The organism is Janthinobacterium rivuli (assembly GCF_009208735.1).
Classification (GTDB): Bacteria; Pseudomonadota; Gammaproteobacteria; order Burkholderiales; family Burkholderiaceae_D; genus Janthinobacterium.
Genome location: NZ_WFLJ01000014.1, coordinates 64395 through 79080 on the forward strand (window position 1 = coordinate 64395; position 14686 = coordinate 79080).

Here is a 14686-nt window from a genome sequence, read left to right on the forward strand (position 1 = left end):
TCAGGAAATCGCGGCGATCTTGGCCAGCAGCTCGGCTTCCACCACCGGCTTGACCAGGTAGTCGCGCGCGCCCTGGCGCAAGCCCCAGATGCGATCCGTTTCCTGGCTCTTGCTGGAGCAGATAATCACCGGCACGTCCTGCAGTTCGGGATCGCGCGCGATGGCGCGCGTGATCTGGAAGCCATTCGCACCGGGCATCACCACGTCCATCAGGATCAGGTCGGGCCTGGCCTGCTTGAGTTGCGCCAGCGCGTCGGCGCCGTCCTGCGCCGTGAAGACGGCATAACCGGCACGCACCAGCATCTCGCTCAGGTAGTAGCGTTCTGTCGGCGAGTCATCGACGATCAGAATTGTGTGTATGGCCATCTGCTTCCTTGCTGCGTTGTCAATCAATAAAATCACTTACTCAAAATGCCCGGCCAGGTGCAAGCGCACGGCCGCCAGCAGCGTCTCGCGCGCCAGCGGCTTGGCCAGGCAGGCGCTGGCGCCAGCCATGGCGCCGCGCGCGCGGTCGAACAAGCCTTCCTTCGACGACAGCATCAGCACCGGCGTGGCGTGATACGCCGCGCTGGCCTTGATCAGCGCACAGGTGCGGTAGCCATCAAGGCGCGGCATCACGATATCGCACACGATCAGCGCCGGCTGGCAGTCGGCGATCTTGGCCAGGGCCTCGAAGCCGTTTTCCGCCACCACCACGCGATAACCGGCCTCGCCCAGGATCTTCGCGGCCGCGCTGCGTATCGTCGCGCTGTCGTCGATGACGAGTATGGTGGCGCTGGCGCGCACGGCATCGGACGGTGCCTCGGGCAAAAAAGGACGCGTCATGTGATTATTCGACAATCTTTCATACCATAGCACAGGCAGCCGCGATACCTGCGTGCGGCGCCATCGCATGCACCCCGATTAATTAAATCGCCACCATCTCGAAATCATCCTTGCGCGCACCGCATTCAGGACAGGTCCAGTTCATCGGAACATCGGCCCAACGCGTGCCCGGAGCGATGTCTTCGTCGGGCAGACCAGCCGCTTCATCATAAACCCAGCCGCAAATAAGACACATCCACGTTTGGAATTGCTGCGTTGTTTCGTTGCTACTCACGTTCTGCCACCCTTCAATCAAGTAAAATGCTGAATTAGGTATCTTAATCTACCCGCCGTGCAAAACCAAACTTCTCCCCTCATATTAAGCTTCGGCGTGTCCGATCCGGTCGGCGCGATCGGCATCCAGGCCGACCTGGCCACCTTTTCAGCCTTCGGCTGCCATGGTCTGTCCGTCACCACGGGCCTCCTGATCAGCGATACGGCGCGCGTGGAAGACGTGCAGGCGGTCGACCCGGACTGGGTTTCCGACCAGGCGCGCGTGCTGCTGGAAGACATGTCGGTCGCCGCCATCAAGATCGGCGCGCTGGGCAGCGTGGAAAACGTCACGGCCATCGCCGAAATCGTCTCCGACTATCCGAACGTGCCGCTGATCCTCGATCCCTTCATTTCGGCGCTGCCGGAACAGGGCATGGATGACGAAGACATCCTCACGGCCGTGCGCCAGCTCTTGATCCCGCAAACGACCCTGCTGGTGCTCTCGCCGGTGGAACTGGAGCGCCTGGCCGAGACCTGGCGCGACGCCGATCCGGACGACACCTTGCAGAATGACGTCGATTACCTGGTGGCGCTGGGCTGCGAATACGTGCTCGTCACCGGCATGCCGGCCGACGCCAGCAAGTCCGGCACGGCCGAAGGCAAGTTGCGCGCCAATACCCTGTTCGGCGAGGACGGCGTGGTGCGCCACGACGAATGGCAGCACCTGCCCGGCATCTTCAACGGCGCCGGCAGCACCCTGTCGGCGGCGGCCACCGCCCTGCTGGCCCTGGCGGAAAACGAAGACGATGTGCCGCAGGTGGTGGTGGCGGCGCAGGAATTCACGGCCGGCGCGCTGGCCCACGCGCAGCGCCATGGCATGGGCAAGCTGGTGCCGAACCGGCTGTTCCGGCAGCAGCGCCAGCGCGGCGCCCAATAGACACCGACCAGACGACACAGACAACGATCCACTTTCAAGGCACGATTATCATGACGACGACTTCACAGAACGACATCCTGTTTGCCCGCGCACAAAAAACCACGCCAGGCGGCGTCAATTCGCCCGTGCGCGCCTTCCGCTCCGTGGGCGGCACGCCGCGTTTCATCACGCGCGCCGAAGGCCCCTACTTCTGGGACGCGGACGGCAAGCGCTATATCGACTACATCGGCTCGTGGGGCCCGGCCATCGTCGGCCACGCCCATCCTGAAGTAGTGAAAGCGGTGCAGGATGCGGCCGCGCTGGGCCTGTCGTTCGGTGCGCCGACCGAAGGCGAAGTGCTGATGGCCGAGGAAATCACGCGCCTGGTGCCGTCGATCGAGCAGGTGCGCCTGGTGTCGTCGGGCACGGAAGCGACCATGAGCGCCCTGCGCCTGGCGCGCGGCGCCACGGGACGCGACAAGATCGTCAAGTTCGAAGGCTGCTACCACGGCCACGCCGATTCGCTGCTGGTGAAAGCGGGCAGCGGCCTGCTCACCTTCGGCAACCCGACGTCGGCCGGCGTGCCGGAAGATTTCGTGAAGCACACCCTGGTGCTCGACTATAACAACGTGGAACAGCTGAAGGACGCCTTCGACAGCTTCGGCGCGGAGATCGCCTGCGTGATCGTCGAACCGGTGGCCGGCAACATGAACCTGGTGAAAGCCACGCCGGCATTCCTGCAGGCGATGCGCGAACTGTGCACGCAGCACGGCGCCCTGCTCATTTTCGATGAAGTCATGTGCGGCTTGCGCGTGGCCCTGGGCGGCGCGCAGGCGCTGTACGGCATCCAGCCCGACCTCACCGCGCTGGGCAAGGTGATCGGCGGCGGCATGCCGGTGGCGGCCTTCGGCGGCAGCGCCGCGCTGATGCACCACATGGCGCCGCTGGGCGCCGTCTACCAGGCCGGTACCTTGTCCGGCAACCCGGTCGCCGTGGCGGCCGGCATGGCAACCTTGAAACTGATCCAGCAGCCCGGCTTCTACGAGCAGCTGGGCGCCACGGCCAAGCGCCTGGCCGAAGGCCTGACCGCCGCCGCCAAGGAAGCGGGCGTGGTCTTCTGCGCCGACTACATCGGCGGCATGTTCGGCATTTATTTCAGCGAAACGCCACCGACCAGCTATGCGGAAATGATGGCGGGCGACCGCAGCAAGTTCAACGCCTTCTTCCACGCCATGCTGGACGAAGGCGTGTACTTCGCGCCCGCCGCCTTCGAGGCGGGCTTCGTCTCGGCACAGCACGACGATGCCGTCATCGACGCCACCATCGCCGCCGCGCGCAAGGTGTTTGCTAAATTGGCTGAAGCGTAGTCAGACGGTCGCGGTGTCCAGCACCGCGGCCACCAGCGCCGGCAGGCTGGCCATGTCGTTGAACACGACGTGCGCGCCGGCCGCTTTCAACCTGTCTTCCTGGCCGGCGGCGATATGCCCGCCGCCGATGAATCCCAACACCGTCATGCCCGCCGCCACGGCGGCCGTCACGCCCGTGACGCTGTCTTCCAGCACCAGGCACTGGCGCGGCGGCACGTCAAACGCGGCCGCCGCCGCCAGATAGACGCCCGGATGCGGCTTGGCATGGCCGACCAGGTCCGGCGTGAAGACGCGGCTGTCGAACAGCGGCGCCATGCCTGTCCGCTCGAGCGCCGACAGCACGCGCGCGCTGACGCTGTTCGAGGCCACGGCCTTGGGCAGGAGAATGGCGGCCAGCGCCTGCGCCACACCGGGCACGGCGCGCAATTGCGCGTCGCAGGCCGCATCGACGGCGTTGCCGATGGACATGATCTCGTCGGCCGGCATTTGCGGCAAACCCAGTTCCTTGTAGATATCCTGCATCAACGGCACCAGACGCTGGCCCAGGCGCGGCTCGATCAAGCCTTGCAGGGTGACGCCTTCGGGCAGGTTCGGCAGGCGCGGCGCCAGCAGTTCCAGCAGCGCTTGCAGGGCCACGGCTTCGCTATCGATCAGCACGCCATCGCAGTCGCTGATCAAATGTGTAAAGCGCAGTGGGGGGGTGACGGTATCAGGCATGAACTCTCCAGAAGGCAACGGTGACGGGAAATGCGGCGGCCAGCCGGCCAAGGCTGGCATCGCAACGATCATAGGTGGAACAGGCGGACGCTACCACGCAGAAAACGTCGGAATGACGATACTTTTCTGCAAACGGCAGACTACGGGGGAAGAATCGGGCATCAGGCTCGCGTTGACGCGCAAATACCAATTCAATACCACGCAATACCAATGATTATCGCTGATTTTTGAAATTGCTGCGCTCGCCTTGAAATCCGGGGAGATCCGGTGGCGGCGCCGGGGCGCTGACGCGGCCCGGCGACAAGGGTTTATTTCAGCCAGCCGCGGTGGCGGAAGTACAGGAAGGGCGCGATGGCGCTGGTGATCATCAGGCCCCAGGCCCACGGATAGCCGAACGACCATTCCAGTTCCGGCATCAGCTTGAAGTTCATGCCATACACGCTGGCGATCAAGGTGGGCGGCAGGAAGGCCACGCTGGCCACCGAGAAGATCTTGATGATCTTGTTCTGGTTGATGTTGATGAAGCCGACGGTGGCATCCATCAGGAAGTTGATCTTATCGAACAGGAAAGACGTGTGGCCATCGAGCGATTCGATGTCGCGCAAAATCTGCCGCGCTTCCTCGAACTGTTCGGAATTGAGCAGCCGGCCGCGCATCAGAAAGCTGACGGCGCGGCGCGTATCCATCATGTTGCGGCGGATACGGCCATTCAAATCTTCCTCGTGGGCAATCGCGTTCAGCGCTTCGGCCGCGTGCGCATCGGTAAATTCCTTTTGCAGCACGCGCGTGCTGACTTCTTCCAGGTTCTGGTAGATGCCTTCGAGCACGTCGGCCGAATATTCGGCATCGGTGGCGTACAGGTCGAGCAGCACGTCCATGTAGTCGGCGATCGAGCCTGGCCGCGAACGGGCGCGCATGCGCACCAGGCGGAACACGGGCAAGTCGTCCGTATGCATGGAAAACAGGATCTTGCGGGCCAGGATGAAGGCCACGGTGATGACGCGCGACGGGCCGTCGTCCTCTTCGCGCAAGAAGTCCGTGCGCAGGTGCAAGTCGCCGTTTTCCGCTTCGTAATAGCGGGCCGACGCTTCAATATCCTTGACTTCGTCTTCGCCCGGCAAGGTGACGTTATAGATGGCCTTGACCCAGGCCCGTTCATCATCGGTGGGGTCGGTCAGGTCGACCCACACCGGTTCGGCATTTTCGAGGTCTGCGCGGCTGTCGATCGGCACCTGGTTGAGCCGGCCATTCTGTAATACAAAGACATTGATCATGCGCGCTCTCAGCCGGATGTTGGGTTATCGTGATGTGCTGGCGCTGGCGCCAAAAATGAAAACAGCGCAAGTGTACCCGCAAAGGCCTTTTCACGACCACCCCCGGCACCGCTTTTTCGCGGAAAAAGTGCGGCGTGGCACCAACGGCGCCGATTAAGATGCTGCGTCGCAATAGTGCCAATTAAGCAGCTTTGATTTTATGCAAAGAAAGCCGGCCGCCATCAAGGCAATTCCGCCGCCCCCATGCGGCGCAGGATGACACTGGTGCGCCGGTTCAGGTAGCCCGTATCGCGGTGACGGTCATAAAAGCGGGGATTCGGCAGCATCACGGCCAGTTTCGCCGCCTGCGCCGCGCTCAGGCTGGCCGCACTGACGTGATAATAGTGGCGCGCGGCCGCTTCAGCGCCGAAGATGCCCGAGCCAAATTCGACCACGTTCAGGTAAATCTCGAAAATACGCTGCTTTTCCATCAGGTTTTCCAGCATGTACGTGATGATCAGCTCCTGGCCCTTGCGCACGTAACTGCGCGAACCGGACAGGAACAGATTCTTCGCCAGCTGCTGCGTGATGGTGGAGCCGCCCGCCACGACCTTCTGCTTCTTGCTGTTTTTTTCATATGCCTTTTGCAAGGCTTCCCAGTCCACGCCTTCATGTTCGGAGAAATTCGCGTCTTCCGAGGCGATGATGGCCCGTTTCAGATTGTTCGAGATGCGGTTGTACGGCACCCACGTCTGCTTGATCGTGGCGTTGGGATTCTTGTCCTGCAAGACAGACAATTGTTCACGCATGAACGCCGTGCTGGACGGGTTATGGTCGACCCACCACCAGATTTGCAGGAAGAAATACAGTTGCACGACGATAAAGGCCAGCACGGGCACGATGAACAGCCACTTGATCCAGCCGTAGCGGCCGCCGCTGCCGCCCTTGCGCGCGCCTTTCTTGCCGCCGCTCACAGGCTGCCCCGCAATTGCGCCAGCAAGTCCCGCGTTTGCGGCCGCACGCCGCGCCACACCTCAAACGCTTCGGCCGCCTGCTCCACCAGCATGCCCAGGCCGTCGCGCACCTGCGCGCCATGTTGCGCGGCAAAGTCCATGAAGACGGTGGGCCGGGCGCCATACATCATGTCCAGCGCCAGCGTGTGGCTGCCGAAGATAGCGGACGGCACGGGCGGCAAATCGCCCGCCAGGCTGGCCGAGGTGGCATTGATGACGATATCGAAGACGCCGTCGGGCTGCGTGAAGCCGCCGGCGCGCAGCTGACCGGGGTGCGCCAGCGCGTCGGCAAACTGCGCCACCAGCGCCTCGGCCGTGGCCACGGTGCGGTTGGCAATGAAGATTTCCTGCGGCCCCTGTTCCAGCAAGGGCAGCACGACGCCGCGCGCCGCGCCGCCCGCGCCCAGCAGCAGGATGCGCTTGCCGGCGATGGCCACGCCCGCGTTGCGCACGATGTCGGCCACCAGGCCCGCGCCATCGGTATTGTCGCCAAGAATGGTGTCGCCATCGAAACGCAGGGTATTGACGGCGCCGGCGGCCCTGGCCCGCGGCGTCAGGACGGTGGCCAGCGCGCACGCATCCAGTTTGAAGGGCACCGTCACGTTCGCGCCCTTGCCGCCCTCGGCGGCAAACGTGCGGGCCGCCAGGACAAAGCCGTCCAGCGGCGCCAGCCGGCGCTCATACACGATGGGCTCGCCCGTCTGCAGGGCAAACGCGGCGTGAATCAGGGGGGACTTGCTGTGAGCGATGGGATTGCCGAAGACGCAATATTGATCTGGATTCATTTCATTCTTGTTCAATTGCTGCCGCCAGTCAGGTTAGCTTCCATTTTTTCTTCGCGCGTGAATTTGAAGCGGGTGATGACGACCCACAGGTCATCCTTGTCACTCGACAACATGTTCGGTGGGAAACGGCCGAAGGGCGCCGCGCGGCGCACGATGGTCAGGGCCGCCGCGTCCAGCGCGGGGTTGCCCGAGCTTTTCTCCACGCGGACGCCGCCTTCCTTCTGGTAAATCGTGCCGTCCTGGAAGATGGGGATGTAGACGACCAGTTCGCCATACATCTTGCGGCCATTCTTTTGCGGGAAATTCAGCGTGCCGATTTCCTCGATGCGCTTTTGCAGGGTCTTGTAATACATGGCATAGCCGACCTCCTGCGTGCTGGGCGTAATGAAAGTCTTGCGCGGACGTTTATTCTGGTCTTCCACGGTCTGGCTGATCTCGGCCGCCATGCGCGCGATGGCCTTGCTGCTTTCCATCAAGTCCGAACCGGACGCGAGCGGATTGGGCTTGTCCTTTTCCGTGATGGGCGCGGCGCTGTAGGGCGTCGGCTTGGCCGCCTGGGTCAGCAATTCCTGCTGCTTCTGCTCCAGCTCGGCGATGCGCCGGGCGCTGGCCTTGACGCTATCGCCCTCTTCCACCTTGCGCATGTCCGGCAAGGGCGACTTGGCGCGGCCCTTGTCGGCCTGGCCACCGCCGTCGAGGTTGGCTTGCGCCAGGGCCTCGGCCTTCAGCGGCTTGTTCGCATGCTTGGCGTTGACCAGGATCACTTCCAGGCCGGGATCGGTGGCGATGGCGCGCTGCGGGGCCGGGGCGACAAAATGCAGCGCCAGCAAGGCGCCGTGCGCCAGCAGCGATACCGCCACGGCTATCATCAGAAAACGATTCTCTCGGAAAGACTTCACGCGCAACCCAGTTCGCAACAAGCACACCATACAAGATGGCTGAATTCTACGTCATAGGGCGGTGCCGGCAACAGTTTTCGGCACCGCCTGGATGGCTTGACGGGCGCCTTACTTGACTTCGGGTTCGCTGACCACGTCTTCGCTGGCCAGTTCCGCCACTTCCGCCTCGGCGTCGCCGACCTGGTTCGCCGCTTCCGGCGATGCTTCCGCCGTCACGTCGCCCTCGTCGGCACCTTCGTCGCCCGCCTCTTCCTCATAATCGAGCTCGGCGTCGTCGGCCGCCGCATCGGGCACGGCGGCGATTTCCAGCAGGCGCGCTTCGATGCTCAGGTCGACCTCATCCCAGCGCAGCAAGTCCAGCTTGACCTGGGCACCGCGCGCCACGGACGGCATGCCCGGCAGCTTGATGACCAGCGGAATGTCGACCAGGCGCAGGATTTCATCTTTCAGCACGACGGCATCGACCTGGCGCGCATTTTCCTGGTGCAGCCAGCGCAAGCACCAGTAGCGTTCCATGTTCGACTGGAAATCGCCATACGCGGCATACGCGGCGTCGAAGGCCGAAACGATGGCGAACAGGTTGGCGTCGCGCGGCTTGAACGGTGCCACCAGCGGCGCCGTCACGCCATGCTCGGCGCAGGCGATGATTTGCCACTGGTTCACCAGGTCCGTGTAGCGGCGCAAGGGCGACGTGCTCCACGCGTACTGGTCCACGCCCAGGCCCTGGTGCGGCGCCGCATGGGTGACCATGCGCACCTGCATCTTTGCCGCCCAGCTATTGCCGCTGCCGCCGCCCTGGCTGCGGTAGATGCCCGGCACACCATGGTCGTGCAGCATCTTGCCCCATGTGCTGTTGGCAAAGATCATCAGTTCGGCGACGATCTTGTCCAGCGGCGCGCCACGCTTGCGGCGTGCCACGGTGACGATGTCGTTTTCCACATAGAAATTGAAATCGACGCGGTTATTCTGTTCCGGCTTCAGGCCGAATGCTTCGCGCTTCTTCATGCGGCCCTGTTCCAGCTGCTGCGCCCATTGCCACAGGATGGCGAAATCGGCCTTGTGCGGATAGTCGCCTTCGCCGCTGGCCAGAGTTTCCTCGTTGACCACGTCGTCGAGCTGGTTATGCCGCAAGTTGCTGGCGATCGGCACCAGTTCGGCGCGCGTCTGCGTGCTGACCACGGCCCAGTCCGCTTTCGGGTCCAGGGTTGCGTATAGCGACAGGGCCGGGCACGTCGTGCCTTCCGCGAGCGTGAACGCATTCACGATTTCATCCGGCAGCATGGTGATCTTGTCGCCCGGCATGTAGACGGTCGACATGCGCTGGCGCGCCATCTTGTCGATCACGTCTTCCGGACGGATGCCCAGGCCCGGCGCGGCGATGTGGATACCCACCTTGATCGTGCCATCCGGCAGCGGCTGCACGGAGAAAGCATCGTCGATCTCGGTGGTGGTCACGTCATCGATCGAGAAGGCGGCCACATCGGCCAGCGGCAGCTTGGCCGTCACGGATGGCACGGGCACGCTCGGGAAGCCGGCGCCCTTGGGGAAGTTTTCAAAGAGGAACTTCGACAAGTGCAGGTCTTTCGGCGAAGCAATACCGCCGACGGCCAGCATCAAACGCGGCGGCGTCGTGTGCAATTCCGTGCACGCCGCTTCCAGCGCCTTGTATTCGATGGTGTTCTTGTCCGGCTTGAACAGCAGTTGCAGCACCATGGGCTGCATCGAGGCAGGCAAGCGGTTCTGTTTCAGCTCTTCCACGTAAGCGGCCTGGACCAGCGCCTGCTGCTTTTTCTTTTCGATGCCGGCCAGGGCCGCCTTCAGCGACGCTTCCGGCGCCGCCTTGTAGCGGCCACGGCCTTTCTTGTAGAAATACACGGGCGCCGAATGCAGGGCCAGGATCAGGCCGGCCGCTTCCGGCGGCAATGGGGCGTGGCCGAAATACTCGGCGCCCAGCTCGGCAAAGCCGAACTCGTCTTCGCCCGCCACTTCCCACAGGAAATCGAGATCGATCTCGGCAGCAACAACCTTGGCTTGCTCGAGCAGCTCGGCCGGGGCCGGCTTTTCATACTGCAGCAGCACGTCCTTGATCTTGACCTTGGTGCGCTTGCCGCTGGCCATTTCGACCTGGTAGGCTTCACCCGCTTGCGACAGGACCGTGCCGACCTTGAAATCGCCGGATTCTTCAAAAAATAGATTCATTGTTATGCTTTGTTTATTAATGTGTCGGTTGCAACGGTACGAGTGACGGACGTCAACTCCAGCACCGCCGGCAAAAATACTTCTGTTACCAGCAGCAATCCCTGGTGACGCTGATACAGGCAGCGGCGGGCAAAAAACAGCGACTTGTCGCTGGCGCGCGCCCCTTCCAGGGCCAGCGCCGCCTGCGCCCGCTGCACCAGCGGGTGCCCGGCGCGCAAGCGGGCAAATTCAAGGGTGCCGCGCCGCACCATGCGGTCGCCAAACAGCGTCGTGCCCAGCGAACGCTCGCCCAGCGCGGAAAACAGGGGCCAGTCCGTCGCCGTCGCCTGCATGGGCACGACGGTATGGCCAAACACGGCCGGTTTGTTATCACAACGCAACAACACTTCGCGTTCCCACACCCGGCCCGCGCGGTGCAAACCGATGATGGCGGCCTCGTCGCTCAAACAGCGTGCCGTTTCCTGATGCAAACATTGCACGCGAAACGCGCTGCTGTGCGCTTTCAGCTTGGCCGTCAGCGAACCGCCGCCCGTCAGCCAGTGGCGCAAGGCCGGCGGCGCTTGGACGGCATTTACGTGCGCATGCCATTGCGCCTGGCGCAGCGATCCCGGCCTCACCGGCCAGCATCCGCATCGATGCCGCAAAAGGCCAGCACGGGCGCCAGGTAGTCGGCAAACTCGCTGATGCCATGGTCGCTGCCATCGATGACCAGTTGCCGCGCCCCCTGATAATGCGCCACCATGTCGCGGTAGTCGAGCACTTCATCGCCGGTGGCGGCAATCAGGAAATAACGTTGCGGCTGCGTAATTTTCTCTACGGCAAACGTGCGCAGCTCGGCTATGTACTCGCGCTTGAACTCGAATGGCTTGTCCGAATGGAACTCGGTCGTCACGCCCACATGCTGTTCCAGGTCGATCAGGGGAACAATCGCGGGATTGAGCAGCACGGCGCGGCAACCGAGCTGCTCGGCCAGCCAGGTGGCGTAATAACCACCCAAGGACGAGCCGATGATCGTCAGGTCGGCCGGCGCCACGTCCTTGACCAGCGACAGCGCCAGTGCGATGGCCAGTTTCGGCGAGGCGGGCAATTGCGGGCACAGCCACTCCGCCTCGCGGCCCAGCGCCTGCATCTGCGCGGCCAGCAGGCGCGACTTCATCGACAGGGGCGACGAGCGAAATCCATGCAGGTACAGAATCATCGGCCCAGCGCCTCCAGCAATTTCTGGTGCACGCCGCCAAAGCCGCCATTGCTCATGACCACGATCTGGTCGCCGGGACGGGCGCTTGCCGCCACGGCCGCCACCAGCGCGTCGATGTCTTCATAGGCGCTGGCAATCTTGCCCAGCGGCGCCAGCGCGTCGCCCAGGCTCCAGCCCAATGCTTGCTGGCTGCCGAAACCGAAGACCAGGTCGGCATCCTTGAGGCTGCCAGGCAGCGCATCTTTCATGGCGCCCAGCTTCATGGTGTTCGAACGCGGTTCCAGCACGGCCAGGATGCGGGCGCTGCTGCCGATCTTCTGGCGCAAGCCGCCCACGGTGGTGGCAATGGCCGTCGGGTGGTGCGCGAAATCGTCGTACACGGTAATGTTGTTGACCACGCCGCGCACTTCCATGCGGCGCTTGACGCTCTCGAAGCTGGCCAGCGCGGCGCACGCCTGGGCAATGGGCACGCCCACATGGCGCGCGGCGGCGATGGCCGCCAGCGCATTGCTGCGGTTGTGCTTGCCCGTGAGCGCCCACGCCACATGGCCTTCCTGCTGGCCATTGAAATACACGTCGAAGCTGCCGTCGGCCTGCTCTTGCAGTTGCCAGTTGGCATCTTGACCAAAACTTTCCTTTTCACTCCAGCAACCGCGCGCCAGCACGCGCTGCAGCGATGCCTCATCGCCGTTGAACACGAGGCGGCCGATGCCGGGCACCGTGCGCACCAGATGGTGGAATTGCGTCTCGATCGCGTGCAGATCGGGGAAGATGTCGGCGTGATCATATTCCAGGTTATTCATGATCGCCGTCTTCGCGTGGTAATGCACGAACTTGCTGCGCTTGTCAAAGAAGGCCGTGTCGTATTCATCGGCTTCGATGACGAAGAAGTCCGACTCGGCGCTCTTGCCGTCGATCTTGCCGGACAGGCGCGCGGAAATGCCAAAGTTCATCGGCACGCCGCCGATCAGGAAACCCGGCGCATAGCCCGCGTCTTCGAGTATCCAGGCCAGCATGGCCGAGGTGGTCGTCTTGCCATGCGTGCCGGCCACGGCCAGTACCCACCGGTTGCGCAAGATATGTTCGCCGATCCACTGCGGGCCGGACACATACGGCAGGCTGCGGTTGAGGATTTCTTCCACCAGCGGGTTGCCGCGCGAGACCACATTGCCAATCACATACAAATCCGGGTTCAGCTTGGTTTGTTCCGGATCAAAGCCCTGGATCAGTTCGATTCCCTGCGATTCCAGCTGGGTGCTCATCGGCGGATACACGTTGGCATCGCAACCAGTGACTTTATGGCCGGCTTCCTTGGCCAGGACAGCCAGGCCGCCCATGAAGGTACCGCAAATGCCGAGAATATGAATATGCATGTGATCAGTGCGAAAGGTGCTCGGTTAGTAAGTAAGACGGTGAGATAAAAAAGTGCAAGTGCAGGATTTTACCTGACGCCATGACTTTTTCCGCTTCGGAGTATCATCTCGCTCATGACGAACGATGCATTTGACGATAGCGCGCAGTTGCGCCTGGAAATCGCCGCCGCTGCCGCGCGCCTCGTGGCGCAGGATGGCGCCGACTATGGCAGCGCCAAGCGCAAGGCGGCGCGGCAAGTCCTCGGCGACGCGCCGAACCGGCCGAATATACTGCCCGACAACGACATGATCGAGGAGCAGGTGCGGCAATACAATGCCCTGTTCCTGGCCGACAGCCAGCCGGCGCGGCTGTTCCAGCTGCGCACGATCGCGCTGCAGGTGATGGAAGCGTTGCAACAATTTCATCCCCTGCTCAGCGGCCCCGTACTCAATGGCACGGCCGGCCCCCACGACGAGATCTATTTGCAGCTGTTTGCCGAGAGCGCCAAGGATATCCACATCTTCCTGCTGAATAAAAATGTCGTACTCGACATGTCGGAAAGCCCGCATTTCAAGGGAGCGCGTTATGATGCGGTCGAGACGGCCAGTTTTTTGTGGAAAAACGAAGGCGTGCACGCGGCCATGTATGAGCTCGACGATATGCGCGGCGCGCTGAAAACCAAGGCAGACGGCAAGGTGCTGCGCACCGACATCGCCGGGCTGCGCAGCCTGCTCGCCGCCAGCCTCGCCGATGGCGTGCCGGCTGCCGACTAACATTGATATAGATAAAGTTATGACAAAAAAGAATTGGATCGCCTGCGCCATCGTGGCGCTGATGTTTGGCGGCATGGGCGCCTACGTCGGTTTGAGCAAGGAAAAAGCGAAAGCAGCGGGACCGCTGACGACGACCATCGCGCCGGGCGCGACGGGGCCCGTCAACGAGCTGTATGCGCTGTCCTTGCCGGACGCGGCGGGCACCACGCAAGCCTTGTCTCAATGGAAAGGCAAGAATCTGCTGGTGAATTTCTGGGCGCCGTGGTGCCCGCCTTGCGTAGAAGAAATGCCGGAGTTATCCGAAGTACAAGGCCATTATGCGGCGAAAAACCTGCAGGTGATCGGCATCGGCATCGATTCGGCCAGTAATATTGCCACCTTTGCCAGCAAGTTCAAGATCGCCTATCCCGTGTATGTGTCCGGCATGAGCGGCACCGACCTGTCGCGTCATTTTGGCAATGCCACGGGCGGTTTGCCCTTTACGGTGCTGATCGGCGCCGATGGCGAAGTCAAAAAGACCTATCTGGGCCGCTTGAAATTTGATCAGTTGCGCGCCGATCTGGATAAATTGTAAATTCGGAGCGTGCTTTTTTCTCTTGCCAATGCGTATCTTTGGCGGCAAAATGCGGAACTTTCGCTAAAACGGTCTTCCATACATGGCAAAAAACCTCCTTCTGCTCAACGGTCCCAACCTGAATTTGCTGGGAACGCGCGAGCCTGAGGTCTACGGCGCCAGCACCTTGGCCGATATCGAACAGGCAGCAATGGCGCAAGCCATGGCGGCCGGCGCCGACCTGGTCTGCTTTCAAAGCAACCATGAAGGCGCGCTGATCGACCGCATCCATGCCGCGCGAGCGGAAGGGATCGATGCCATCGTCATCAATCCGGGCGGCCTGACCCATACCAGCGTCGCCTTGCGCGATGCGCTGGCCGGGGTCGCCATCCCGTTCGTGGAAGTCCATATCTCGAATATTTATCAACGCGAAACGTTTCGACATCACTCATTTCTCAGCGCGATCGCGCAGGGGACGATCTGCGGCCTGGGTATCGATGGATATCGGTTTGCCATCGACTTTGCGCTTAAAAAACGTTAATCTACGCGATCTGCACGCATTTAGCGCGGCGATAGGTTCTGG

At 62.5% G+C, this 14686-nt stretch carries 19 protein-coding genes; 7 read left to right on the plus strand and 12 right to left on the minus strand.

The features are described 5' to 3' along the window. From GCN78_RS19115 to GCN78_RS19125, 3 genes are all read right to left on the minus strand, one after another. Complete coding sequence (locus tag GCN78_RS19115; RefSeq protein WP_152253113.1) at positions 1-366, minus strand: response regulator transcription factor; 366 nt, start codon at positions 364-366, stop codon at positions 1-3. A gap of 36 nt (positions 367-402) precedes the next feature. Then, entirely contained in the window at positions 403-825 is a 423-nt protein-coding gene (locus tag GCN78_RS19120; RefSeq protein ID WP_152253114.1) for a response regulator, read from the minus strand. Positions 826-907: 82 nt separating this feature from the next. Next, positions 908-1060, minus strand: coding sequence for a rubredoxin (locus GCN78_RS19125; protein WP_038488910.1), 153 nt, complete (start codon positions 1058-1060; stop codon positions 908-910). Positions 1061-1156: 96 nt separating this feature from the next. On the opposite strand from GCN78_RS19125, the gene thiD reads away from it, so the two are divergent. Together thiD and hemL are read left to right on the plus strand one after the other, a co-directional pair. Then, positions 1157-2014, plus strand: a complete 858-nt coding sequence (gene thiD, locus GCN78_RS19130) for a bifunctional hydroxymethylpyrimidine kinase/phosphomethylpyrimidine kinase (protein WP_152253115.1) — start codon at positions 1157-1159, stop codon at positions 2012-2014. Positions 2015-2064: 50 nt separating this feature from the next. Continuing rightward, complete coding sequence (gene hemL / locus GCN78_RS19135) at positions 2065-3360, plus strand: glutamate-1-semialdehyde 2,1-aminomutase (protein WP_152253116.1); 1296 nt, start codon at positions 2065-2067, stop codon at positions 3358-3360. Here the strand turns inward: hemL and GCN78_RS19140 are convergent, their stop codons facing one another. Beyond that, positions 3361-4077 carry an HAD family hydrolase gene (locus GCN78_RS19140; protein WP_152253117.1) on the minus strand — a complete coding sequence of 239 codons (717 nt, stop codon included), beginning with the start codon at positions 4075-4077 and terminating at the stop codon, positions 3361-3363. Between GCN78_RS19140 and GCN78_RS19145 the strand changes: the two genes are divergently transcribed. Then, complete coding sequence (locus GCN78_RS19145) at positions 4076-4291, plus strand: hypothetical protein (protein ID WP_152253118.1); 216 nt, start codon at positions 4076-4078, stop codon at positions 4289-4291. The two genes, GCN78_RS19140 and GCN78_RS19145, sit on opposite strands and share 2 nt — an antisense overlap. A gap of 94 nt (positions 4292-4385) precedes the next feature. Here the strand turns inward: GCN78_RS19145 and corA are convergent, their stop codons facing one another. Further along, positions 4386-5351, minus strand: a complete 966-nt coding sequence (gene corA / locus GCN78_RS19150; protein WP_034746658.1) for a magnesium/cobalt transporter CorA — start codon at positions 5349-5351, stop codon at positions 4386-4388. Between corA and GCN78_RS29400 the strand changes: the two genes are divergently transcribed. Beyond that, a complete protein-coding gene (locus tag GCN78_RS29400; RefSeq protein ID WP_193316791.1) occupies positions 5350-5508 on the plus strand; it encodes a hypothetical protein in 159 nt (52 codons plus the stop codon). The two genes, corA and GCN78_RS29400, sit on opposite strands and share 2 nt — an antisense overlap. 64 nt (positions 5509-5572) lie before the next feature. Here GCN78_RS29400 and mtgA read toward each other — a convergent pair whose 3' ends face one another. The 7 genes from mtgA to mpl form a co-directional block, all read right to left on the minus strand. Continuing rightward, positions 5573-6319, minus strand: a complete 747-nt coding sequence (gene mtgA / locus GCN78_RS19155) for a monofunctional biosynthetic peptidoglycan transglycosylase (protein WP_413465219.1) — start codon at positions 6317-6319, stop codon at positions 5573-5575. Continuing rightward, positions 6301-7128, minus strand: a complete 828-nt coding sequence (gene aroE / locus GCN78_RS19160; protein ID WP_152253120.1) for a shikimate dehydrogenase — start codon at positions 7126-7128, stop codon at positions 6301-6303. The genes mtgA and aroE overlap by 19 nt, the downstream gene beginning before the upstream one ends. 11 nt (positions 7129-7139) lie before the next feature. Continuing rightward, a complete protein-coding gene (locus tag GCN78_RS19165) occupies positions 7140-7997 on the minus strand; it encodes an energy transducer TonB family protein (RefSeq protein WP_152253121.1) in 858 nt (285 codons plus the stop codon). A gap of 138 nt (positions 7998-8135) precedes the next feature. Then, on the minus strand, positions 8136-10226 hold the full coding sequence (locus tag GCN78_RS19170) for a ribonuclease catalytic domain-containing protein (RefSeq protein ID WP_152253122.1): 2091 nt from the start codon (positions 10224-10226) through the stop codon (positions 8136-8138). A 2-nt stretch (positions 10227-10228) separates the two neighbouring features. After that, entirely contained in the window at positions 10229-10843 is a 615-nt protein-coding gene (locus GCN78_RS19175) for a chorismate--pyruvate lyase family protein (protein WP_152253123.1), read from the minus strand. Continuing rightward, positions 10840-11424, minus strand: a complete 585-nt coding sequence (locus tag GCN78_RS19180) for a YqiA/YcfP family alpha/beta fold hydrolase (protein WP_152253124.1) — start codon at positions 11422-11424, stop codon at positions 10840-10842. The genes GCN78_RS19175 and GCN78_RS19180 overlap by 4 nt, the downstream gene beginning before the upstream one ends. After that, positions 11421-12797, minus strand: a complete 1377-nt coding sequence (gene mpl, locus GCN78_RS19185) for a UDP-N-acetylmuramate:L-alanyl-gamma-D-glutamyl-meso-diaminopimelate ligase (RefSeq protein ID WP_152253125.1) — start codon at positions 12795-12797, stop codon at positions 11421-11423. Before mpl ends, GCN78_RS19180 begins: the two co-directional genes overlap by 4 nt. A 114-nt stretch (positions 12798-12911) precedes the next feature. On the opposite strand from mpl, the gene GCN78_RS19190 reads away from it, so the two are divergent. From GCN78_RS19190 to aroQ, 3 genes are all read left to right on the plus strand, one after another. Beyond that, a complete protein-coding gene (locus GCN78_RS19190; RefSeq protein ID WP_152253126.1) occupies positions 12912-13550 on the plus strand; it encodes a hypothetical protein in 639 nt (212 codons plus the stop codon). A gap of 19 nt (positions 13551-13569) precedes the next feature. Next, entirely contained in the window at positions 13570-14124 is a 555-nt protein-coding gene (locus tag GCN78_RS19195; RefSeq protein WP_152253127.1) for a TlpA family protein disulfide reductase, read from the plus strand. Positions 14125-14206: 82 nt separating this feature from the next. Further along, on the plus strand, positions 14207-14644 hold the full coding sequence (gene aroQ, locus GCN78_RS19200; protein ID WP_034746628.1) for a type II 3-dehydroquinate dehydratase: 438 nt from the start codon (positions 14207-14209) through the stop codon (positions 14642-14644). Positions 14645-14686: the final 42 nt, after the last annotated feature.